This window comes from Streptomyces mobaraensis NBRC 13819 = DSM 40847, assembly GCF_017916255.1.
Taxonomy (GTDB): Bacteria; Actinomycetota; Actinomycetes; order Streptomycetales; family Streptomycetaceae; genus Streptomyces; species Streptomyces mobaraensis.
Genome location: NZ_CP072827.1, coordinates 387,045 through 408,606, shown reverse-complemented (window position 1 = coordinate 408,606; position 21,562 = coordinate 387,045). Strand labels below are relative to the sequence as shown.

22 protein-coding genes and 1 pseudogene are annotated in these 21,562 nt (G+C 74.8%); 10 read left to right on the top strand and 13 right to left on the bottom strand.

Features of this window, described 5'->3' with window-relative positions; genetic code table 11:
* The first annotated feature begins 57 nt into the window (after positions 1 to 57).
* Positions 58 to 1,623 (top strand): MFS transporter, encoded by a 1,566-nt coding sequence (locus J7W19_RS01490; protein WP_040888659.1) that lies wholly within the window; start codon positions 58 to 60, stop codon positions 1,621 to 1,623.
* Positions 1,624 to 1,719: 96 nt separating this feature from the next.
* On the opposite strand, the gene J7W19_RS01485 is transcribed toward J7W19_RS01490, so the two are convergent.
* Positions 1,720 to 2,373, bottom strand: coding sequence for a hypothetical protein (locus tag J7W19_RS01485; protein ID WP_004941407.1), 654 nt, complete (start codon positions 2,371 to 2,373; stop codon positions 1,720 to 1,722).
* A gap of 238 nt (positions 2,374 to 2,611) precedes the next feature.
* On the opposite strand from J7W19_RS01485, the gene J7W19_RS01480 reads away from it, so the two are divergent.
* The gene (locus tag J7W19_RS01480) at positions 2,612 to 3,472 is read left to right on the top strand and encodes a DMT family transporter (protein WP_004941405.1); all 861 of its coding nucleotides are present in this window, start codon (positions 2,612 to 2,614) and stop codon (positions 3,470 to 3,472) included.
* A 169-nt stretch (positions 3,473 to 3,641) separates the two neighbouring features.
* On the opposite strand, the gene J7W19_RS01475 is transcribed toward J7W19_RS01480, so the two are convergent.
* On the bottom strand, positions 3,642 to 4,796 hold the full coding sequence (locus J7W19_RS01475) for a methyltransferase (RefSeq protein ID WP_004941402.1): 1,155 nt from the start codon (positions 4,794 to 4,796) through the stop codon (positions 3,642 to 3,644).
* A 506-nt stretch (positions 4,797 to 5,302) separates the two neighbouring features.
* Here J7W19_RS01475 and J7W19_RS01470 point away from each other — a divergent pair.
* Positions 5,303 to 5,734, top strand: coding sequence for an Rrf2 family transcriptional regulator (locus J7W19_RS01470; RefSeq protein WP_004941401.1), 432 nt, complete (start codon positions 5,303 to 5,305; stop codon positions 5,732 to 5,734).
* An 89-nt stretch (positions 5,735 to 5,823) separates the two neighbouring features.
* Positions 5,824 to 6,576, top strand: a complete 753-nt coding sequence (locus J7W19_RS01465) for an SDR family NAD(P)-dependent oxidoreductase (protein WP_004941399.1) — start codon at positions 5,824 to 5,826, stop codon at positions 6,574 to 6,576.
* On the opposite strand, the gene J7W19_RS01460 is transcribed toward J7W19_RS01465, so the two are convergent.
* From J7W19_RS01460 to J7W19_RS01450, 3 genes are all read right to left on the bottom strand, one after another.
* The gene (locus tag J7W19_RS01460) at positions 6,573 to 7,457 is read right to left on the bottom strand and encodes a rhomboid family intramembrane serine protease (protein ID WP_078587814.1); all 885 of its coding nucleotides are present in this window, start codon (positions 7,455 to 7,457) and stop codon (positions 6,573 to 6,575) included. The two genes, J7W19_RS01465 and J7W19_RS01460, sit on opposite strands and share 4 nt — an antisense overlap.
* 73 nt (positions 7,458 to 7,530) lie before the next feature.
* Positions 7,531 to 8,124 (bottom strand): RNA 2'-phosphotransferase, encoded by a 594-nt coding sequence (locus J7W19_RS01455; RefSeq protein WP_004941396.1) that lies wholly within the window; start codon positions 8,122 to 8,124, stop codon positions 7,531 to 7,533.
* 317 nt (positions 8,125 to 8,441) lie between these two features.
* Positions 8,442 to 9,635 carry an MFS transporter gene (locus tag J7W19_RS01450; RefSeq protein ID WP_004941393.1) on the bottom strand — a complete coding sequence of 398 codons (1,194 nt, stop codon included), beginning with the start codon at positions 9,633 to 9,635 and terminating at the stop codon, positions 8,442 to 8,444.
* A gap of 214 nt (positions 9,636 to 9,849) precedes the next feature.
* Here J7W19_RS01450 and J7W19_RS01445 point away from each other — a divergent pair, with 214 nt between their 5' ends.
* Positions 9,850 to 10,263, top strand: a complete 414-nt coding sequence (locus J7W19_RS01445; RefSeq protein ID WP_004941391.1) for a hypothetical protein — start codon at positions 9,850 to 9,852, stop codon at positions 10,261 to 10,263.
* Positions 10,260 to 10,610, top strand: coding sequence for a winged helix-turn-helix domain-containing protein (locus tag J7W19_RS01440; RefSeq protein WP_040888632.1), 351 nt, complete (start codon positions 10,260 to 10,262; stop codon positions 10,608 to 10,610). Before J7W19_RS01445 ends, J7W19_RS01440 begins: the two co-directional genes overlap by 4 nt.
* 244 nt (positions 10,611 to 10,854) lie before the next feature.
* On the opposite strand, the pseudogene J7W19_RS01435 reads toward J7W19_RS01440, so the two are convergent.
* Positions 10,855 to 11,490 (bottom strand): annotated as a pseudogene (locus J7W19_RS01435) (ADP-ribosylglycohydrolase family protein); the annotation flags it as partial.
* A 25-nt stretch (positions 11,491 to 11,515) separates the two neighbouring features.
* Positions 11,516 to 12,076, bottom strand: a complete 561-nt coding sequence (locus tag J7W19_RS01430; protein ID WP_004941385.1) for a CGNR zinc finger domain-containing protein — start codon at positions 12,074 to 12,076, stop codon at positions 11,516 to 11,518.
* Positions 12,077 to 12,200: 124 nt separating this feature from the next.
* On the opposite strand from J7W19_RS01430, the gene J7W19_RS01425 reads away from it, so the two are divergent.
* On the top strand, positions 12,201 to 13,466 hold the full coding sequence (locus tag J7W19_RS01425) for an MFS transporter (RefSeq protein WP_004941383.1): 1,266 nt from the start codon (positions 12,201 to 12,203) through the stop codon (positions 13,464 to 13,466).
* A gap of 226 nt (positions 13,467 to 13,692) precedes the next feature.
* Positions 13,693 to 14,319, top strand: coding sequence for a hypothetical protein (locus J7W19_RS01420; protein ID WP_004941382.1), 627 nt, complete (start codon positions 13,693 to 13,695; stop codon positions 14,317 to 14,319).
* Positions 14,320 to 14,423: 104 nt separating this feature from the next.
* On the opposite strand, the gene J7W19_RS01415 is transcribed toward J7W19_RS01420, so the two are convergent.
* Entirely contained in the window at positions 14,424 to 14,615 is a 192-nt protein-coding gene (locus J7W19_RS01415) for a hypothetical protein (RefSeq protein WP_004941380.1), read from the bottom strand.
* An 89-nt stretch (positions 14,616 to 14,704) separates the two neighbouring features.
* Positions 14,705 to 15,238: a hypothetical protein gene (locus J7W19_RS01410; RefSeq protein ID WP_004941379.1), complete on the bottom strand. Its 534-nt coding sequence runs from the start codon at positions 15,236 to 15,238 to the stop codon at positions 14,705 to 14,707.
* Between the two features lie 474 nt (positions 15,239 to 15,712).
* Here J7W19_RS01410 and J7W19_RS01405 point away from each other — a divergent pair, with 474 nt between their 5' ends.
* The gene (locus J7W19_RS01405; protein WP_004941377.1) at positions 15,713 to 16,990 is read left to right on the top strand and encodes a globin domain-containing protein; all 1,278 of its coding nucleotides are present in this window, start codon (positions 15,713 to 15,715) and stop codon (positions 16,988 to 16,990) included.
* A 45-nt stretch (positions 16,991 to 17,035) separates the two neighbouring features.
* Here J7W19_RS01405 and J7W19_RS01400 read toward each other — a convergent pair whose 3' ends face one another.
* The 4 genes from J7W19_RS01400 to J7W19_RS01385 all read right to left on the bottom strand — a co-directional run bounded on the left by J7W19_RS01400 (position 17,036) and on the right by J7W19_RS01385 (position 19,957).
* The gene (locus tag J7W19_RS01400) at positions 17,036 to 17,254 is read right to left on the bottom strand and encodes a hypothetical protein (RefSeq protein ID WP_040888641.1); all 219 of its coding nucleotides are present in this window, start codon (positions 17,252 to 17,254) and stop codon (positions 17,036 to 17,038) included.
* Positions 17,255 to 17,361: 107 nt separating this feature from the next.
* Positions 17,362 to 17,817, bottom strand: a complete 456-nt coding sequence (locus J7W19_RS01395) for a hypothetical protein (RefSeq protein ID WP_004941374.1) — start codon at positions 17,815 to 17,817, stop codon at positions 17,362 to 17,364.
* Between the two features lie 298 nt (positions 17,818 to 18,115).
* A complete protein-coding gene (locus J7W19_RS01390; RefSeq protein WP_004956465.1) occupies positions 18,116 to 19,330 on the bottom strand; it encodes an IS110 family RNA-guided transposase in 1,215 nt (404 codons plus the stop codon).
* 300 nt (positions 19,331 to 19,630) lie between these two features.
* Positions 19,631 to 19,957, bottom strand: a complete 327-nt coding sequence (locus J7W19_RS01385) for an ArsR/SmtB family transcription factor (RefSeq protein WP_233478048.1) — start codon at positions 19,955 to 19,957, stop codon at positions 19,631 to 19,633.
* A gap of 141 nt (positions 19,958 to 20,098) precedes the next feature.
* Between J7W19_RS01385 and J7W19_RS01380 the strand changes: the two genes are divergently transcribed.
* Positions 20,099 to 21,547 (top strand): MFS transporter, encoded by a 1,449-nt coding sequence (locus tag J7W19_RS01380; protein WP_004953833.1) that lies wholly within the window; start codon positions 20,099 to 20,101, stop codon positions 21,545 to 21,547.
* The last annotated feature ends 15 nt before the right edge of the window (positions 21,548 to 21,562 follow it).

The window sequence follows — 21,562 nt, the reverse complement described above, 5'->3', positions numbered from 1 at the left end:
GGTTGCGGCGCGGGTGACGCGGAGACCGCTCCGCGGCCCGGAGGAAACGGAGTGATCATGCGCAAGTGGTGGCCCTTGGTGGCGGTGAGCCTGGGCGCCTTCATCCTGCTGGTGGACGTCACCATCGTGAACGTCGCCCTGCCGGAGATGGGGGACGACCTCGACGCCACCTTCTCGTCCCTCCAGTGGGTGGTCGACGCCTACGCCCTGTCCCTGGCCGCGCTGCTGCTCGTCGCCGGCTCGCTGGCCGACCTGTTCGGCCACCGCCGGCTCTACGTCATCGGCCTCACGCTGTTCGCCCTGGCCTCCCTGGGCTGTGGACTCGCCCCCGACGCCGGCGTCCTGGTCGCCGCCCGCGCGGTGCAGGGCGCCGGCGGCGCCGCGATGTTCGCGACCTCGGCGGCCCTGCTCGGCGCCACCTACCAGGGCCGGGACCGGGGCACGGCGTTCGGGATCTGGGGCGCCGTCAACGGCGCCGCCGCGGCGGCCGGACCCATCCTCGGCGGCCTGCTCACCGAGCACATCGGCTGGGAAGCGATCTTCCTGGTCAACCTGCCGATCGCCGCGGCGGCCGTGCTGCTCACCCTCCGCGTCGTCCGCGCCGACCGGCCGCGCGCCGCCGGCGCCCGGCGCACCCGGGTCGACGTCCCCGGTGCCGTCACCTTCACCCTCGCCGCGGCGGCCCTGACCTACGGATTCATCCGCAGCGCCGAGTCCGGCTGGACGTCGGCCACCGTCCTCACCTCGTTCGCCGTCGCGGCCGCCGCCCTCGTCGGGTTCGTCCTCGCCGAGACCCGCGCCGGGCGCCGGGGCGAGGTTCCCATGCTCGACCTGGCCCTGCTCCGCCGGCCGTCGTTCGCCGGCCTGATGGGCGGCGCGCTGCTGTTCCAGGGCGGCGCGTTCGGCGGCCTCGTCCTCGTCTCCATATGGCTGCAGTCCGTGCTCGGCCTCGGCCCGGTGGAGAGCGGCCTCGCCCTGACGCCGATGGCCGTGGCCTCCTTCCTCGTGGCCGCCCTCGCCGGCCGGTACACCCAGCGGATCGCGCCGCGCCTGCCCATCGGCGTCGGCCTGCTGCTCGTCGCCCTCGGCATGTACCTGCTGTACACCGCGATGTCCGCCGACGCCGGCCGCTCGGCCCTGGTCCTCGGGCTCGCCGTCGCGGGCGTCGGCGTCGGCCTGGCGACACCGGTGCTGGTCTCGGCCGCGACCGGCAGCGTGCCGCCGCAGCGCATGGGCATGGCCGCCGGCGCGGTCAACACCTTCCGCCAGCTCGGCACCAGCCTCGCCATCGCCGTCCTCGGCGCCGTCTTCACCCACGCCGCCCGCGGCGACCTCTCCGGCGCCGTCCCGGACCCGCACGGCGCCGCCTCCGCCCTCGCCGGCGGTCAGGCCCGGCGCCTCGTCGCCGCCGCGCCGGAGGCGCACCGGGGCACGGCCGGGGAACTGGTCCACCGCGCCTTCGCCGACGGCCTCCAGTCCGTCTTCCTGTGGTCCGCCGCCGCCGCGGTCCTGGGCGGCCTCCTCACCCTGGCCCTCGTCCGCCCCACCCCGCCGCAGCCCCCGACCCGGACCGCGGCGAGCGAGACGGAGCCCGCCCGGGACGGTGCCGCCGTCAAGGCGTGATCGGGGTACCGTCGTCCGGCCGCCTGCCGTCGCGGCCACCCCGACGCCCGCGCGGCAGGCGGGCGGCACGGTCGGCCGTCTGCCCCGCCGCCGTTCTCACGCGAGCAGATCCGCGACGAACTTCCGGAGCCGGCCGCGCGTCACGGGAGTCACCCCGTGGATCAGCTGGGACCCGTAGGCGACCGCCACCCCCGCCGGAGCGGCCGTCGTCCAACGGGTCGTGGGCGTACGGGACAACCAGCCCGCCTCGGCCGCGTGCCCGCGCCCGGCCGGCTGGTGGGGGAGGCAGCGGGTGAGGGGCGTGCCCGGGGCGAAGCCCTCGGTCTCACCGGCCACCGCACCCGTCCAGGGCGCGCCGCTGGACGTCGTCTCGACGTAGAACAGCCCGCCCTCGTCCGCGTCGGCGACCGACACCCCGATCCGCCCGATCCGGCGCGGGGCGGTGCCGGGGGACGGGATCCCGTCGAGGTGCGTGGGGACCGCGTCCCCCGGCCAGAGCTCGGTGTAACCCCAGGGGCCCGCGTCCCGCACCGACGGGAGCGCCCGCCGGATCGCGGGCAGCGCCCGTTCCGTCGCCCGGCGCAGGATCTCCCCGGCTCCGGCCGGGGCGGGCACCACCTCCGCCTGCCGCACCGGACGGCGGGACGCGACGGGGTCGGCGTCCACGAACTTGGCCAGCCGCGCCCGCTCCTCCGCGTCCAGGAAGTCCTCGACCGTCTGGAGCGCCAGGGTCTCACTGATGTGGATCACACTGCCCTCCTCGGCAAGCGCCTGCCGGGCGGGTGCGCCCGGCCCCGTCACCTTCCGTGCCGGGCCGCGCCGGGCGCAAGCGCGCAACCGGCCGTCCTGGGGCATGCGTCGGATCGACTGATCGTGTGACGACCGGGTTCCGGGGGGCGCCGCGGGGCCGGTGGGGTGGTGTGCTCTGCCACCGTGACGCACGTGACGCAAGCGACCGCCCGCCGCCCGGACAGGAGGGGAGCGACACGTGGCAGACGTCCTCACGCTGCTGTTCGCCGTACTGGCCGCCGTCAGCAACGCCACCGCCGTGGTGCTCCAGCGGCTGGCGGCCCGAACCGTCCCGAAGGCCGACGCCTTCAGCCTCCGCCTGGTCCGTGACCTGCTGCGGCACCCCGCCTGGTTCGCCGGCATCGGCGCCGTCCTCTGCGCCGCGGTCTTCCAGGCGCTCGCGCTCTCCCTGGGATCCCTCTCGCTGGTGCAGCCCATCTTCGTCAGCGAGCTCCCGTTCGCGCTGCTGATCGCCGGCACCGTCTTCCGCCGCCGGCTGCCGGCGTACGGCTGGGCGGCGATCCTGCTGGTCGCCGCCGGGCTGGGGCTGGCGCTGGCCGCCGCCGCGCCGACCGGGGAACACGTCCACGTCGGCACCGCCCGCTGGCTGGCCGCGCTGACGGCCGCCGCCGCGGCGATGGCCGGCTGCGTCGTGGCCGCCCTGCCGCGCCCCCGGGGCAAGGCGCGGGCCGCCCTCTTCGGCGCGGCGGCGGCCGTCGGCTACGCCCTGACCGCCGCGCTGATGAAGGACGCCGCCACCACCTTCGCCCGGCACGGCGCGGGCGCCTTCCTCACCTGCTGGCAGACGTACGCCTTCGCCGCCGCCGGGGCGGTCTCCCTCTTCCTGCTCTCCAACGCCATGGAGTCCGGGCCGTTGCTCGCCTCCCAGCCCGCCCTCACCCTCGGGGACGCGCTCGTCAGCCTCACGCTGGGGCTCATGGTGTACGAGGAACACGTCCGCACCGGCTGGTGGCTGATCCCGGAGGCCGTCGGCGTCCTCATGATCGTCACCGGGGCGCTGATCCTGCCGAGGGTGGAGGAGGTGGCGCTGCCGGGCTGACGAGCGGCGAAGTCGCTCGCGGGGGCGCGGGCCCTCCCGCGGGAAACGGTGAAAGGGCGGGGCGTACCCCCGGAGGGCCGGCCGACGGCCGGGCCGAGACCGGACACCGGCGGTGTGCCGGCCGGCCCGTCGGCGCCCGGTACGCCCGCCCCGAACGCGCCGTCAGGCGCTACCGCTTCACGGCCCGCAGCACCACGAACTTCGGGTCGCCCGCCACCACTTCGCAGTTGCCGAAGATCCGGCGCAGCTTGACGTGGTACCCGAGATGCCGGTTGCCGACGACCCACAGCTCCCCGCCCGGGCGCAGCGCCCGCCGCGCGCCGGTGAACATCCGCCAGGCCGTGGTGTCGGTCGTGGCCTGGTGCGAGTGGAAGGGCGGGTTGTTGAGCACCAGGTCCACCGAGCCGGGGGCCACCGCCGACAGCGCGTCGCCCACGACGAACTCGGCCGTCCGCCCCTCCCCGGCGTTCGCCCGGAAGGTGGCCCGTGCGGAGGCGACGGCCTGGTGCGACTCGTCCGTGAACAGCACCTGGGCGTCCGGGTCGGCCACCGCGGCGGCCGTGCCCAGCACGCCGTTGCCGCAGCCGAGGTCCACCACGCGCCCGCCGCCCCGCCGCCGGGGGAGGTGGTTGAGGAAGAAGCGGGTGCCGATGTCGAGGCGGTCCGCGCAGAACACGCCCGCGTGGTTGACCACGGTCAGCCCGGCGGCCGGCCCGGCGTCCGGGCCCAGGGTGTGCTCGATCGGCCAGGGGCTGGGCCGCCGCACGAGCCCCGGGTCCGGCGAGCAGAAGATCAGCCGGGCCTTCTTGACCGCGAGCGACGTCCGCGTCGGCCCGAGGACGTCCTCGAACAGCTTCAGCGTCGAGGTGTGGATCTCGGTGACCTTGCCCGTACCGACGACCGTCGTCCCCGCGTGCACGGCGGGCGCCAGCCGGCGCAGCTGGTCCTCCAGCAGGGCCAGGCTCTTGGGTACCCGGACCAGCAGGACGTCGATCCGCTCCGGCGGGGTGTCCCGCGTGGACAGCAGCCGTACCGAATCCGCCGGGACGCCGTTGCGGTCCAGGTTTACCCGGGTCGCCTGCTGGGTCAGGAAGGAGTCCGTGATCTGCGTGGGGCGGTGCGCGGCGAGGGCCGTGACCAGGGCGCCCCAGCGGTCGCCGACGACGACCACGTCGCCCGACAGGTCCACCGGGCCGTCGTCCCCGCCCGCGAGGTGCCGCAGCAGGTACTCGTCGGCGGCGTCCCAGGCGAACAGCCGGTCGCGCGGGTCCTCGGGAAAGCGGGCGAGGTCGAATGTGCCCCATGACGTGGAAAAACGCTTCATCGTGCCGCTCAGGCTAGCGGAGCGCACCCCGCGGCCCCCAATCAGCGTGCGGGGCCAGACCGCGATCCGGTGGGCGGCGCGCGTTCCCTGCCCGTACGACGGCGGGGCGAGGTGACGCAGCCGAGGCGCCGCACGCGCGCCCGTCCGCCGTCCGCGGCCCGGCCGGGAAGCGTGCGGCACCCGGCCGGGCCGTTCGGTCCTCGCGGGCGCCCGTACCCCCGTGCCGGGCGCCGGAGTTCATCCTGGACCCGTCGGGCCCGCCCGCGCTGGTATTTTCTCGCGCGACCGGGCGCGGCTCCGGCCAGCGACCGGTCTTCGGGCCGGTCCCGCCGCACGTGGGGACGGGCGCGGCCGGGCCTGTGAACAGGGGCGACCGCCGCGCGCGGACGCCCTGGACGGCCGCGCGCGGCCGGAATCGGCAACGCCGGGGCAGTCTTGCCGCCGGTGAATGTCATAACTACGGTTACGACCGCGCGGCGGGGCTTGAGGGAGGTGAGGAGGGCGACGTGAGCGCCAACAGCAGACTGACCATCGCGGCGCATGCCCTGACGTGGATCGGGCTGTACCAGCGCCGTGGTCATGAAGTGGCCACCTCCGAGCAGATCGCGACGAGCGTCGACACCAATCCGGTGGTGATCCGCCGCCTCCTGTCCGAGCTCCGCCGAGCACGCCTCGTCGACTCGCGGCGGGGCGCCGGTGCCGGCTGGACGCTTTCGCGGGACCTGGAGGCGATCACCCTGCTCGATGTCCACGAAGTGGTCGAACCGGGGCCGCTTTTCGCGCTGCACCGCTCGTCTCCCGACCCCCAGTGCGTCGTGGGCCGCGGCATCGGACCGGCGCTGACCTCCGTCTACGAAGGGATCGAGGCCGTCCTCCGCGAGGAGTTGGCGAGGACCACGCTGGAGGACGTTCTCCGGGACGTGCTCAAAGCTTCCTGAGCCCGGCCTGACCTCCGGTCGCGCAAGCGGCGGTTTCCCGCGCCCGTTCATGTAACAGAAACGGTTACCTCAAGGATACGGAGAACCCCATGGGACAGCTGGACGACAAGATCGCCCTGGTGACCGGCGCCTCGACCGGCATCGGCCTGGCCATCGCGCGCCGGTTCGCCGACGAGGGAGCGACGGTCTACCTGACCGGCCGCCGCGAGGCCGAACTGGACGCCGCCGTCAGGCGGGTCGGCGACCGCGGAATCGGTATCCGGGGCGACGTGTCGCGGCTCGACGACCTCGACCGGCTGTTCGCCGAGATCGAGGAGCGCAGCGGGCGCCTCGACGTCGTCGTCGCCAACGCCGGTGTCGGGGACTACGGCCCCCTCGGCGAGATCACCGAGGAGCAGTACGAACGCACCACCTCCGTCAACCTCAAAGGCACGGTCTTCACCGTCCAAAAGGCCCTGCCGCTGCTGCCGGACGGTGCCTCGGTGATCCTGCTCTCCTCCAGCGCGGCCCTGCGCGCCGTCCCGGGCCTCGGTGTCTACGCCGCCACCAAGGCCGCGATCCGCAGCCTCGCCCGTACCTGGGCCGCCGAACTGGCCGGCCGTCGGATCCGGGACAACGCCCTCACTCCCGGCCCGGTCGGGACTCCCGGCGGTGACGAACTGCGGGCCGCGTTCCCGCGGGACGACCGGTCCGCGGCGGCCGAGCCCGCCGCACCGACTCCCCTCGGCCGCCTCGGCCGCCCCGACGAGGTCGCCGCCACCGCCCTCTACCTGGCCGGAGACCAGAGCTCCTGCACCACGGGTGCGGAGCTGCTCGTCGACGGCGGTGCCACCCAGCTCTAGAGGCCGGCCCGGTACGCGGGCATGGCTCGTGATCGATACACCTGGATCCGCTGGATCCGCCACGGCGTGCCGGGCCGGACACCCCGGCCCCACCGCGGCCCCGGTGGTTCGGGCGGAGGAGGCGCTCCCCGCCGCAGCGGCCAGGCGAGCAGCATTCCCGTGACGAAGCCGACCACGTGTGCCAGGTACGCCACGTTCGCGGCGTCGGAGACGCCCGCGCCGTAGGAGTACACCGCCTGGAGGACGAACCACAGCCCGAGGACCACCCAGGAGGGCAGGCGCAGGGGCAGGAAGAGCAGGAACGGCACCAGTACCCAGACCCTCGCCCGGGGGAACAGGACGAGGTAGGCGCCGAGCACCCCGGCGATGGCGCCCGAGGCGCCGATGAGCGGGGTGCCGGAGTCGGTGTCGGCCAGCGCGAACCCGTAGGCGGCGGCGTAACCGCAGAAGCCGTAGAACAGCAGGTACCGCACATGGCCGAGACGGTCCTCGACGTTGTCCCCGAAGATCCATAAGAAGAGCATGTTGCCGAGCAGGTGCAACCAGCTGCCGTGCAGGAACATCGCGGTCAGCACGGACAGCGGCGGCGACTTGTCGTACGCGGGCGGCCCGACCAGGCACCCCGGGCCGGCCGGCCCCACACCCACCTCCCCGGTGGGCACCAGCCCCGGCAGCCGGGCGTGCACCAGCTCGCGCGGCACGGCCCCCCACCGGTCGAGGAAGGCGTGGAGGCGGCAGAGGTCCGCGAGGCCGCTGTCACCGGTCACCGAGCCGGTCACGCCGGGGGTGCGCAGGAAGACCACGACGTTGACGAGGACGAGCGCGTACGTCACCCACGGGGTGCGCCGCACCGGATTCACGTCGTGCACAGGGATGACCACAGCACATCACTTGCCCGGTCACCGGCCGCCGAATCAGACCGCATCCTGCCGGGGGCGCGGGGCCGCGCCGCTCTCACGACCGCCCGGCCGCCCCCTTCCCGCCCTCCCCGCCACCCGTCCCGCCACCGGACCGGAAGCGCAGGTAGCGGGCGGGGACCGCGGCCGTCAGCCACACCCCGTTGCCGGTGACGTGGAAGACGTGCCCGGCGGCGCGCATGGCGCCGCTGTCGACGGCGAGGACGACGGGACGGCCGCGCCGGGCGCCCACCCGGGTGGCGGTCTCGCGGTCCGGCGAGAGGTGCACGTGATGGCGGTTCATGGGGCGCAGGCCCTCGGCGCGGATCGCGGGCAGGAAGCGCGCCACGGTGCCGTGGTACAGGTACGGCGGCGGCTCGGCGGGCGGCAGGGCCAGGTCCACCGGCACCGAATGCCCCTGCCGGGCCCGGATCCGCTCCCCGTCCACGGCGAACCGCCGTTTGTCGTCGACGGCCACGACGTGGACCAGCTCCTCGCGGGTGAACGGGAAGCCGTGGGCGGCGGCAGCGGCCAGGAGCTCGTCGATCCGCACCCAGCCCGCCGCGTCGAGCCGGAGGCCGATGCGCCCGGGCTCGTGACGCAGGTGCTTCGAGAGGTACTTGGAGACCCGTACTGTTCTGCCGTCGTGCATACCGCCAGCCTGGTGCCCGGACCGGCCGCGGGCACGCCGTTTTCCGCGGCGGGGCTTTCGGCGCGCGGCCGTTCGGGGTGGTGGCCTGGCGGTGCGGGGCGAGCCTGACGGTTCGGGGTGGCTTGGCGGTGTGGGGCGTGCCTGGCGGTTCGGGGTGGCTTGGCGGTGTGGGGCGTGCCTGGCGGTTCGGGGTGGCCGGGTGTGCGGGGCGGCGTGCCCGGCGGTTCGGGGTGGCCGGGCGTGCGGGGCGTGCCTGACGGTTCGGGGCGGCCTGCCAGTGCGGGACGAGCCCCGCCGTTCAGGAGGAGTCTGGCCGTTCAGGACGAGATCGCCGGACCGCGCGGCGCGGCGGCCGGCAGCAGCCGTTCGCCCAGCAGGGCCGTCAGCGCCGCCAGGGTCAGCAGGCCGCCCGCGAGGAACGTGCCGCGCACCCCCGCCAGGGGCAGCAGCGCGCCGCCGAGCAGGGCCCCGACGGCCACCCCCGCGTTGAACGCCCCGGAGTTCGCGGCCAGGGCGACCTCCGTACGGCCGGGGGCGGACTCCAGGACCCGGGCCTGCGTCGCCATGAACACCGGTCCCAGCGAGGCGCCGAGCACCGCCAGGAAGGCCACGGCCGCCGCCTGCCGGTCGCCGAACGCGTACAGCCCCAGCATGCCGGCCGCCTGTGTGGCGACCGGGACGGCCAGGGTGGCGCGCGGGTATCGGTCCAGCAGCGGACCGGCGACGGACACCCCGATGACGCCCGCCACACCCGGCACGGTGAGCAGGGCGCTGACGGAGTCGTCGGAGAAGCCGCCGACCTCGCCCAGGAACTCGACCACGTAGGTGTACCCGGCGAAGGCACCCGTCACGGACAGGGCCGTGGTGGCCAGGACGACCGCGAAGCGGCGCCGGTCCGGGCGCGTGCCGCGCGAGCCGTGCCCCTCCTCGGGCCGGGTGGCGGGCAGCAGGGCGGCGACCAGGAGCATGGAGACCGCCGCCGCGCCCGCCAGGACGGCGAACGGCGCCTCGCGGCCGTAGTGCCGGCCCAGCCAGGTGCCGGCCGGGACGCCCAGCACCATGGCGAGCGACCCGGCCACGGACAGCACCCCGAGCACCCGCCCGCGCACCCGCTCGGGGAACAGGCCGACGGCCACCGGCCCCATCACCGCCCAGAACAGCGCCTGGGCGAGCGCCGTCACCACGCGCGCGGTGAACATCAGCGCGTAGGAGGGGACGACGGCGGCGACCGCGTTCGCCGCCGCCAGCGCCGCGAGCAGCGCGGTGAGCAGGTGGCGGCGGGGGACGGACCGCGTGGCGTGGGCCAGCGGAAGGGAGGCGACGGCCACCGTCACGCCGTAGCCGGTGACCAGGATCCCGACGGCCCCGAGCGAGGTGCCCAGATCGTCCGACAGCAGCGTGAGCAGCCCGATCGGCAGGTTCTCCGCCGTGTTGAAGGTGAAGGCGGCGACCATCAGGGCCGCGACCACCCCCACCCGCCGCCAGAGAGCCGGCTGTGCGGCACTGGTCATTCCGCTTCTCCCCTCCTCGGGACGCCGGTGAACTGCCCGGCGTCGGCGCGCCGTTCAGCGTAGGGGAGGGGAGATCAACACCGCGTCAGGTGGCCGCGGCGGATTGTCGGTCGGCCTGTGTTTATTACTTTCCAAAGTGGAAAGTATCTGCCATGCTGGCAAGGAACGGATCGGGTGCGATCGCCCGTCCGGCCGGACCGACAAGGGGGGAACCATGTCCGAACACACCCAAGCCGCCGCCCGATTGCTCGGCGTCCAGCGCTTCGAGACGGCCGCTCGGCGGCGCGGCGGCTGGTACGCCGCCTACCTGTGGATCTTCGCGGGCTGGCAGCCGCTCCTCGTGCCCGCGGTCGTCCTCTGGCACGGACCGGCCGCGGCGGCCGTGGTCGGTGCCCTCAACGCGGCGCTCGTCGGCGTTCTTTCGTGGTACGCCGGGCGGCAGCCGGTCGTCCCCCGGCACTTCGCGCGCACGCACCTGACCGTCATCGGCACCTGGGCCGCTCTGTACACCGGCACGGTGGTTCTCGGCACGACCGTCTTGAAGGGCAACGTCCCGCTTGCCGTCGTGGCGGCTGTGGCCTGCGCCCTGCCACCGGCCGTCGGCGCCCTGCGGGGGATACGACGGTGAGCCTTGAGAGTCCTGAGAGTTCTGCGAGCCCCGCCGCCCGGGGCCGGCACCCGCGGCACGCACTGGCGCCGCTGCTCTCGTCGCCCGTGCGGCTGTCGATCGTGGCGGCCCTCGCGTCCGTAGACAAGGCCGAGTTCGGCTATGTGCGCGACCTGGTGGAGATCACCGACTCGGTGCTCTCGAAGCAGGCCGCGGCCCTGGAGGAGGCAGGCTGGGTCGCGGTGGCCAAGGGGCGGGTGGGCCGGCGGGCCCGCACCTGGCTCTCCCTCACCGACGAGGGGCGGTCCGGCTACCGGCGGCACCTCGCCGCGCTACGAGCCATCGCGGGCCTGCCGGACCCCGGCTGACACCGATAGCCAAGCCGACACCGATTGCCCAAACCGATTACCTACCGTAAGCCGATACCTACACCCAAGCCGACAACCGACGCGGGCACCGACACACGTACAGGCCCCGACACAGGCACAGGCACGGGCGCCGACGCCGACACGGGCCCGCCTGAACTCGCCCGGCCCGCCCGGACTCGTCCAGCCCCCCGGCCGCGCCGGGGGCCGGACCCGGTCGGCCGGCCCCTACGCGCCCCGGGGCTGCTCAGCCGTCCCACGCGGCGCCGAAGGCCAGCAGTTCGTCCCGGTGTTCCAGCCGGCCGGTCCACTCCGCGGGCCAGGCCCCGGCGCCGAGGTGGGCGCCGGCGAACGCGCCGGTGAGGCAGGCGATGGAGTCGGAGTCGCCCGAGCTGCACGCCGCCCTCCGTACGGCCGTGAGCGGCTCGTCGGGGAAGAGGAGGAAGCAGAACAGCCCGCTCGCCAGGGCCTCTTCCGCGATCCAGCCCGCTCCCGTCGCCAGGCACGGATCGGCCTCCGGGTCGGGAGCGCGCAGGGCCTCCTCCAGCCGGTCGAGCGCCGCGAGGCAGGTGTCCCAGCCCCGCGCGGCGAACGCCTCGGGGGAGGCGTCGTGGGCGTACCGCCAGAGGTCGCCGAGCCACCGCTCGTGGTAGCGGGTGCGGTTCTCGTCGGCGTACGACCGCAGCAGCCCGCACAGTTCCGCCGGCCGGGCGCCCTGCGCCAGCACGTGCACCGCGTAGGCGGTCAGGTCGCTCGCCGCGAGGGCGGCGGGGTGCCCGTGGGTGAGTCCGGACTGCAACTGGGCGGCACCGGAGCGTTGTTCGGGGGAGAGGCCGGGCACGAGGCCCAGGGGCGCGACCCGCATGTTCGCCCCGCACCCCTGCTCCTGTCGCTTTCACCCGGTCACCCTAGTCCAGGGTGCCGGCGGCCTGCCGGGCCGCGTAGCGGCGGGCCTTGGCGCGGTTGCCGCAGACCCGCATCGAGCACCAGCGGCGGCTGCGGTTCTTGGACGTGTCCCAGAAGACCCAGGCACAGCCGTGCTCCGCGCAGCGCTTGAGCCGGGCCGCCTCGCCGGTGACGGCGAGTTCGCTCCAGGCGGCGGCCAGGGCGCCCAGCGCCCGCCGCGCCGGAGGCTCCCCGGGGTCGGGGACCAGGGCGGCGCCCGTGTCGCCGGGGCGGAGGACGGCCCGCAACGGCAGGGCCGCCAGCGCCGCCTCGGCGGCCTCGACGAACCGGGGGTCGGCGGAGTCGCCGACGTGGACGCCCAGTTCCTCGCGGAGGCCCGCGCGCAGGGCCAGGGCGAGGCGGTGGTCCTCGGCGCCGGGCGCCGGATCCCCGGCCGGGAGCCCGTGCTCGCGGAACCAGGCGGCCAGTTCGGCGGGGCCGGACAGGTCGTCGGTCCCCTGCTCGACGTCGACGGTGTTGACGAACGCCTCGATCAGCAGGGCCGCCGGCGGTGCTTCGCGCATCTCGTACCTCCCGCCCACAGCTTAACCGGCTATCGCTGTCACCGGTTGACGGGCCGTCGTCACTCGTGCCAGGCTCCGGTCTCGCCGCTAACCGGTCATTGGTCATAGGGGGTTAATCGTGAGTGTGGTGCGGGATGCCGTCGTCGAAGGGCGGGCGGCGGAGGGGCCGTCCGCCGGGAACCGCAACTCCGTCGTGCTGCCGGTGTTCACCGTCGTCACCAACCTCGCGGACGGCGTCACCAAGGTCGTCCTCCCGCTGCTGGCGACCCGGCTGACGGCGTCCCCGGCGCTCGTCTCGGCGGTCTCCCTGGCGCTGACGCTGCCGTGGCTGCTGACGGCGCTGCACATCGGCGTCCTGGCCGACCGGGCCGACCGGCGGCGGCTGCTGTGGATCGCGGACGGCATGCGGCTGCTCGCCGTCGGCGTGCTCGCCGCGACGGTGGCCGCCGGCCGGGCGGGCATCGCCGTCCTCCTCTGCGCCGCCCTCGTCCTGGGCGTCGCCGAGGTCCTCGCGCTCACGGCGGCGGCGGCGCTCGTCCCCGCCCTGGTGCCCCCGCCCCGCCGGGAACGGGTGAACGCGTGGATCGCCGGGGCGGAGACGGCCGCCAACGAGTTCGGCGGCCCCTTCGCCGGCGGCCTCCTGCTGGCCGCCGGCACGGGCGTCGCCCTCGGCTCCGTCTGGATCGCCTACGCGGCGGGCAGCGGTCTGCTCCTGCTGCTCGCCGGCTCGTTCCGGGCCGCCGGGTCCGTACCGTCCGGCCCCGCCGACGGTCCGCGGCCGGACGTGCACCGGGAGATCCGGGACGGACTGCGGTTCCTGTGGCGGGAGCCGCTGCTGCGGACCATGTCCCTCACCCTCACCGTGCTCTGCACGAGCTGGGGCGCTTGGACGGCCCTGATGCCGGTGGTCGCCACCGGGCGCATGGGCCTGTCGGCCGGCGACTACGGGATCATGGTCAGTGCCCTCGGGCTCGGCGGACTGACCGGCGCGCTCACCGTCACCCGCGTCAACCGGCTGCTCGGCCGGCGCCGGGCCCTCCTCGCGGACCTGGTCACCACCTTCCTGATGGTGGCCGTACCGGGGCTGACCGGCAGCCCGTGGGCCGTGGCCGGCGCGGCGTTCCTCGGCGGGTTCGGCGGCACCCTGTGGACCGTCAACGCCCGGCTGATCGGCCAGCACCTCGTTCCGGACGCGATGATGGGCCGCTACAGCGGCGCCCACCGGCTGCTCAGCTGGGGCGCGATGCCCCTGGGGGCGGGTGCGGCGGGGCTGCTGGCCCAGGGCTTCGGGGACCGGGTCGCCTTCCTGGTCTTCGCGGTGGCCGTGGCGGCGACCGTCCCGCCGTTCCTCCGCACGGCGACGCCGGAGCGGCTGCGGAAGGTGGGGTGAGACGGCCGGGCGGCAGGGTGAAACGGCCGGGTGGCGGTGTGGAACGTCCCGTTCCGACCCTCCCCGTCCCCCTCCGTCCGTCATTTCCCGGCCAACTCGCACACCAGTCCACGCGCGGCATTCGGTGCCGCACCAGCACCGCGAGTCACACACCCCCGCCGGAGCGTGGCCGATCCCTTTCGGGCGGTGCAGTCACGGGAGACACGGCTGTCTACTCTCCTCCGCCATGCGCCCTACAACACGCAGACGCCTCGGTCTCTCCGGTCTCCTCGCCCTCGGCATCGGCCTGCCCGGCCTGGTCCAGCAGCCGGCCTCGGCGGCCGCCGCGCCGGCCATGACCATCACCGCCGACAAGCCGTCGGCGACCCCCGGCTCCACGGTCACCCTCACCATGACCTTCACCAACGACCAGACCACGAACACCCAGTTCGTGTACCAGTCGATCCAGCCGACCTGGGCCACCTCGCAGGACCCCGGGCTGAAGTACACCTTCAAGTCCTGCACCGGTGAGGCCGTCCAGTGCGACGTCAACGGCCAGACCGGCGTCGTCCGCTACAACGTGCCCGTCATCCCGGGCGCCACCCGCACGGTCAAGCTGACCTACACCATCGCCGCCGACTCGGCCTGCGGCCCCAGCCGGCGGATCGACCTCTACTCGTACGTCTACTACGAGTACCAGGGCGGCCAGGCCAAGAAGGACGGCGTCTACACGACGGGCACGGACGTCGCCTGCGCCACGCCGCCGGCCCCGGAGGCCGGGGTGAAGGCGGACCGGCCGGCCAAGGCGGCGGACGTGGTCACCGCGCAGCAGTTGCAGGAGCAGCGGCGACAGGTGGCGGCGATCCGTCACTGACCTCCGCCGGACGGGCCCCGGCCCGCCCGCACCACCGCACCGACGACAAGGCCCCGCCGCTCACGGCGGGGCCGCCTTCGTCGTCCCTCGGCTCTGAAAGCCCCTCAGCTCTGGAAGACGGTGTGCACCCCGAGGCAGCCCTCCGCCTGGCACATCACCAGGACCCCCAGCGTGCCCTGGTCGTGGACCGACACCTTGGAACTGCCGCAGGTGCGGCACCGGAGCAGGCCCTTCGACCCCAGATGCGCGCGGGCCCGTGCGTCGATGGTCTTGGAGTCGCCGATGCGGGAAGTCATATCGTCACCTCTCTGGCTGCGCCCGACGCCCCATCGTCCCTCGCGGGCCGCCGGGCTGTCCGGCGAACGGGGAGTCTCCCCGTGCCCCGTCAGGCCCGCCGCGCCGTCGTGTGCGCCCGCACCCCGGCCAGGCCCAGGAAGACGAGGGTGACGACCGCGCCGGCGGCCACCGCGCCCGCGAGCCGTGCGCCGCTCGCCGCGCCCCCGGCCAGCACCGCCGCGAAGACCGCCACCGCCGAGGCCAGTCCGACGAGCAGCCAGCCGGTGAACGCCCGCCGGGGGCGGGCGGGTTCACCGGGGGCCGGGCCGCCGAGCACCGCCCAGTGCCGGTCCGTCTCCCGCCGTTCGCGCCGCCGCTCGACGAGGGCGCGCGACCGCAGCGCCGCACAGACCGCGCCACCCGCCGCGGCGACACCGCCGATCGTCGGCCAGGCCGCCCCGGCCAGCAGCAGCGGGGCCAGCAGGGCCGTCGTCCCCCAGCCCGTCAGACAGGCGGTGGCCGCCAGCCGGCGCGACCGTGGCCGGTCGCCGCCCGCCCGGACGTCCATGACGGCCGGCAGGTACCAGACGCAGCCGGACGCGCACAGCACCACGACGCCGAGCGCCGGCACTGCGTGGGACATGACGTTCCTCCTCGGAGCGGAGCCTGGTCGGAGCGCGGGCCCCGACGACGCGCGGAACCGGGAGGAGCCCGGGTGCCATCGGGGTCGGCGGCTCCTCCCGGCCCGCGCCCAGGATCGGCGGCCCGGTCCCGGCCGGACCCTGGGCCGAACGGACCCGCCGTGGTCCAAGGGTCCCCTGACGCCTCGTCAAAACAGTGGAGGCGACGCCCCGGAAGGGCCGAACGGCCCTGGTGGGCGGGGCCCTTCGGGCACAGGTGCCGGGTGCCATACTGGCGCGCGCCGCCCACGCGACGGCCGGGACCGGCGGCAGCAGGCAGCCGGCCCGTACCACCCCTCCGACAGGAGTCCCCGCACCGTGTCACGCCACGACTGGAGCGCCCCCGCCACCCGCCCGCACGTCCCCGCGCCGGGACGGCGCGCCCGGGCCCATCCCCCGCACGGCCGTCACGCGCGCCGCGGCGACTGTCCGGCGGGGTGCTGACCGTGAGCCCCGTCGGCGACGAATACCACGGCCTGCTGGCCCGCCACGACGCGATGCGGCTCCGCCGCTCACTGCTCTCCCAGGGCGAGCGGCGGGCCCCCGCCGCGCCGCGCCGGACCACGGCCCCCTACGACGGCGCGGCCGACCAGCGGGAGATCCTGCGCGGACTCGACCTCGTGTCCCCCTTCGACGAGCTGATAGCCGAGCTCTACGACGAACTCTTCCAGCGGTGGCCCTATCTGCGGTCGCTGTTCCCGGAGTCCATGGAGTTCCAGCGCCGCCATCTGGCGCAGATCTTCCGCTACCTCATCGACCACCTGCACGACCCGGACGAGGTGACCGCCACCTTCAAGCGCCTCGGCCGCGACCACCGCAAGCTGGGCGTCCGGCCCGCGCACTACGAGGCGTTCGAGGCCGCCCTCCGCGAGGCGCTGCGCCGCACCGCGGGCGCGCGCTGGACGGACGCCATGGAGGCGGCGTGGCTGCGCATGCTGCGCTTCGCCGTGGCCGCGATGGTCGAGGGCGCCGAGGCCGCCCTCGGTGAACCGCCCGCCTGGCAGGCCGAGGTGACCGCGCACGAGCGGCTTCGACGGGACGTGGCGGTGCTGCGGGTCCGCACCGGCGAGCCCTACGCCTACCGCGCCGGCCAGTACGCGGCCGTCCAGTCGCCGCGGGTGCCCCAGGCGTGGCGCTACTACTCGTTCGCCAACGCGCCCCGACCGGACGGGGAGCTGGAGTTCCACGTCCGGGCGGCCGGCGACGGGGGAGTGAGCGAGGCGCTGGTGGCGCGGACCCGCGTCGGCGACACGCTGCGCCTGGGCCCGGCGAGCGGCACGATGACCCTGGACGACGACCTCGCCGGCGACGTCCTGCTGGTGGCCGGGGACACCGGCTGGGCCCCCGCGAAGGCGCTGCTGGAGGAGCTCTCCTCGGGCCGTGCGGGACAGCACGGCGTGCACCTCTTCCTGGGTGCGCGCAGCTTCTCCGACCTCTACGACGCCGAGACCCCGGCGAGCCTGGCCCGGCGCCGGCCCTGGCTGCGGGTGGTCCCGGTGATCGAGGACGAACCGGGGCCCGGCTGCTGGGAGTCGGTCGCCGACGCGGTGCTGCGGCACGCCGACTGGTCCCGGCGCACGGCCTTCGTCGCCGGTCCGCCCACCCTCGTCCGGGCGATGACGGCGGGGCTCGCGGCGGCGGGGCTGCCCGCCGGGCGGGTGCGGCACGACCCGCTGCCGGCCGCGCGCGGTGTGGCGTCGCTCAGCGCCCTTTGATGCCGGGGCCGGGGCGGCACGCCGCCCCGGCCCGTTGGTGCCGGATCAGAGGGCGTCGGCCTCCGCCCGGGTGTTCCGGGCGCCGCTGTGGTCGCCGGAGCGGTCCTGGCTGTTGGCGCGGTCCCGCAGCCGGGTGATCTGCTGGTGCATCTCCGGCACGTTGCAGGTGATGCCGGACGCGACGGCGGACTGCGCGGGCAGGGCCGTGAAGACGACGCCCGCGGCCATCGCGGCGGTCACGACGAGGGTGGGCATACGACGCATTGCTGTCTCTCCTTGCTTCCGGTGCCGGGTCCGGCGGACCTTCCGACGGGCACCGGCCGGTCACCCTACCCCTGGCAAGATCGACTTCTGGGGCGGCAGGACCGGGCTCAGCGCCGCCGGGCCGCCAGCCAGGGGGAGAGGGGTGCCCCCACATGTTCCTTGTATGTCACGTCGCCCGGCAGCGGGACGACGAGGGTGGTGGCCGGCGGGAAGAACCGGCTCTTCAGGTGGGCGGTTCCGAGGAACAGGGCGCGCAGGAAGTCCGGTACGTGCTCGTGCGCCACGTCCGGGAAGTCCACGCCCTCCACGACGACGCGGGTGTCGCCCTCCGGATGGACCGTGAGTTCGATGCGCGGCGGTCCGCTCAGTTCCACGAACGCCTCGTGCGGCAGCGAGCCGTCGGGGTCGGCGACCGCGAAGAGCGGGGCCGAGGTGCGGCGGGCCACCTGGTCGGCGCCGATGTCGTGCGTGACGGCGGTGACCGCGCGCCCGTACTCCGCCGCGACCTCGCGGACGGCGGCGACGACGGCTTCCGTGCTGGGGTGGGACTCGGTGCTGGTCATCCGCCCATCCTGCGGATCCGCCCGGGCGCGGCCCGAACCGGGGTGCGCCCGGGCCCCGACGGGCGGTCGCGGGCGGCTTGAATCGGGGCCCGGAACCGGGGGGTGCCCCTATCTGTTTCGTCAACCCTGGCGGGGCTGGTTCGTAGGGGTTCGTGCTGGTTTTCGGGAACGTCCCGCGAAGCGGGATGTTCCCGGCGGCTCGGGTGCGGTGCGGGCAGGGCGGTGGCCGGCGTGGCGGGGGTGGCCGTGCCGGTGACGGGATGGAGCGGGCTGGAAGAGGCAGGGGGTGGGGTGGGTGTCAGGCAGCGAGGTCGAGGGCGCGGGGTTCGTAGAGGGTGCCGTTGCGGATCATCGCGTGGATGACGTTCACGCGTTGCCGGGCCAGGCGGAGGATCGCCTGGGTGTGAGTCTTGCCGCGGGTTCGCTGGCGGTCGTAGTAGATCCGCGAGGACGGGTCGCTCTTGCAGCCGGTCGCGGCGAACGCGGCCTGGAACAGGGCGCGTTTGAGGAGCCGGTTGCCGCGGTGGGGAGCGTGCTCGCCGCGGATGGAGGTGCCCGAGGACTTCGTTGCGGGGGCGAGTCCGGCGTAGGAGGCGAGGTGTCCGGCGGTGGGGAAGCCGGTGCCGTCACCGATCGCGACGATCACCGCGGCGGTGGTCCTGACGCCCATGCCGGGCAGGGACGTCAGGAGGTGGAAAAGAGGGAGGGCCTCCAGCAGGGCGGCGATCTCCTGCTCGGTGGCCTGTCGCTGGGTGTGGGCGGCGGCGAGCTGAGCGGCCAGGCCCGGAACGATCAGCGCGGACGCCTCGGTGCCGGGAACGACGAGAGTCTGCTCGGCCAGCGCGTCGGAGATCTCCCCGGCCAGCTGCTTCGCCTTGCGCGAGCCGTGCGCTTTGAGCAGGGCCTCGCAGCGGGCCCGGCCGAGTCTCTTCAGCTTCGCCGGGGAGCCGTGCCGGGCCAGGAGGGCTTGGACGTAGGGGTAGGCCAGGCGCGGGCCGAGCACGCGTTCCAGGGAGGGGTGGATCTGGGAGAGCAGGCCGCGCAGCCGGTTGGTGGTGCGGTTCACCTCGCCGGCCAGGTCGTTGTCGTAGCCGGTGAGCATGGTCAGCTCGGCCAGTACCTCGTCGTCACGGTCCACCGCGCGCAAGGTGTGCGGCATGGTCCGGGCGGTCTCGGCGATCACGAACGCGTCGCGGGCGTCTGTCTTGGCCTCACCGGGATGCAGGTCGGCGGCCCGCCGCATCGACAGTCCCGGCAGGTAGGCCACCCGGCACCCGCTCGCGCGGGCCACCGTCAGCGGCAGCGCGCCGATGTTGGCGACCTGGTCCACGATCACCAGGACGGTACCGAACTTCGCCACCAGCTTGGTGAACAGCTCCAGCAGTTTCGGCTCGGTGTTGGGCAGCCGCTTGTCGTGCACGGTCCTGCCGTCCCCGGTCCGGCCGTGGGCGTGGTGGAACTCCTTGCCCAGGTCCAGGCCGAGGAAGAGATCTGTCGCGGTCGTGTCGACCATGTGCGCGTGCCCCTCGCCACTCGTCTCCCCAACTCCCGGCCGTCCCTGCGGCACCACACGCCGGCAACCACGTTACGCAGACATGCCACCCGTGAAGCGGTCCGGCATTGCGCCGAACCAGAGTGGTCGTCAGGCCCCTCATCAGCGGTCAAGCGGTGCCCCGAAGCCCGGCGGCAACACCCCCCAGGTCATGTACTTCGACAGGGGGCACACAGCCATACCGAGCCCGGGGGCCAGGCGCCCCGTTGCGGGGCCACGGAAAAGGTAACGGGGCCGACGGGGGCCGACGAGGGGACGCGATCAGCTCGCCGCGGCCAGGCGGGGCGGCTGGATCGCGGTCAGCACCTCGTGGAGCCGGTGCAGCGCCTCCGGCCGTACCGAGTAGCAGATCTGCACGCCCTTGCGGCGGGTGACCACCAGCCCCGCCTCGCGCAGCACCCTCAGGTGCTGGCTGATGGTCGGCTGCGTCACGTGGAACAGCTCGGTGAAATCGCAGGCGCACGTCTCGGGCCGCTCGGCCAGCGCCTTCATGATGCCCAGCCGCACCGGGTGGCCGAGCGCCCTGAACATCGCGACCTCGGCCGCCTCGGTCGTGGCCACCGCCGAACTCCGCGCAATCTCGCTCACGTTGACACTCTATCAAATCCCGCTTATATAATCCGTTGCCTAAATAGCCAAGTGCCTATGAAAGCCCGTGGACGATCCGCCGCCGCGGCGGCGTGGCGTGCGGTGAGACGCGTCGTGGACGTCCCGGCGAACGGAGGTCCTATGCGGGACGAGTCCGGCACCACCACCGCCACGGAAGGCGTGCTGTCCCCACGCCACCGCGCGCTGTCCTTCGGCCTGATCACCTCGGTCACCCTGGTGGCGTTCCTCTGGCTGGGCGTGGCCACCGTGCTGCCGCGCGCGGCCGAGGAACTGGGCGGAGTGCACCTGTTCGGCTGGGCGTTCACCGCGTTCATGCTGGCCAACCTGTTCGGCACGGTCGCCGCCGGGCAGGGCGCCGACCGCAGCGGCCCCGCCCGCCCGTACCTCCAGGCGTTCACCGTCTTCGTCGCCGGCTGCGTCGTCGCGGCCCTCGCCGGCAACTGGTACGTCCTGCTGGTCGGCCGGGCCCTGCAAGGGCTGGGCGTCGGCGGGGTCCTGGCCCTCGCCTACCTGATCGTCGGCCGCGCCTACCCGGACGAGCTCCGGGCGCGCATGCTCGCCCTCGTGGCCTCCGCGTGGACGCTGCCCGCCCTGCTCGGTCCGGCCGTCGCCGGGGCGCTGGCGAACGTGACCGACTGGCGGGTCGTCTTCCTCGTGCTCGTCCCGCTCGTCCCCGTCGCCGCCCTGCTCACCCTGCCCGCCCTGCGCGGGCTCGCACCCTCCGGCCCCGGGCCCGGCGGAAACCGGCTGCCGCTCACGTTCCTGCTGGTGCTCGGAGTCGGCGCCCTCCTCGCGGGGCTGGAGAACCGGGACCCCGTGGTGCTGGTCCCGCTGGTCGTGGCGGGCCTCGCCGTCACCCTGCCGGCGCTCCGCAGGCTGCTGCCCGCCGGCACCCTGACCGCCCGGCGCGGCATGCCCGCCGGAATGATCGTGCGCGGCCTGGTCAGTGCCGCGTACTACGGCGGCGAGTCCTTCTTCCCGCTCGGCATGACCCGGGTCATGGGGCTGGACACCCTCGGCTCCGGCCTCGCCCTGTCCGCCGGTGCCCTGACCTGGGTCACCGGCGCGTGGCTCCAGGCCAGGCTGGACACCCGAGGCGGGGGGTCAGGCCGGCACGCGCGGGTGGTGCTCGGCTTCGTGCTGCTGGTGGCCGGGGACGGCATGATCGCGCTGGCCGTGGGCACCTCGCTGGAGAGCGTCGCGCTCGCCGTGGGCGGCTGGGCCGTCGCCGGTCTCGGCATGGGCTTCGTCTACCCCGCCGTCACCACCATCGTCCTCTCCCTGGCCCCCAAGGGGCAGGAAGGCGCGGCCAGTTCGGGGCTCCAGCTGTGCGAGACGCTCTCCGTGGCGGTGATGACGGGCGTCGGCACGGCCGTCACCGCCTACGGCTCCTCCCACGGCTGGGGCGACGGCCGGGGGCTCGGCCTGATCTACCTCGCCGCCGCGGCCTGCGCCCTCCTCGGCATCGCCGCCGGCCTGCGCACGGCGGTCCGACGAACCACCCGCGGGACGGAACCGGACGCCGAACCGGCCCCCGAACCCACCCCCGGGGCCGGGCGCTCGGCGTGAACCCGGCGGCGACCG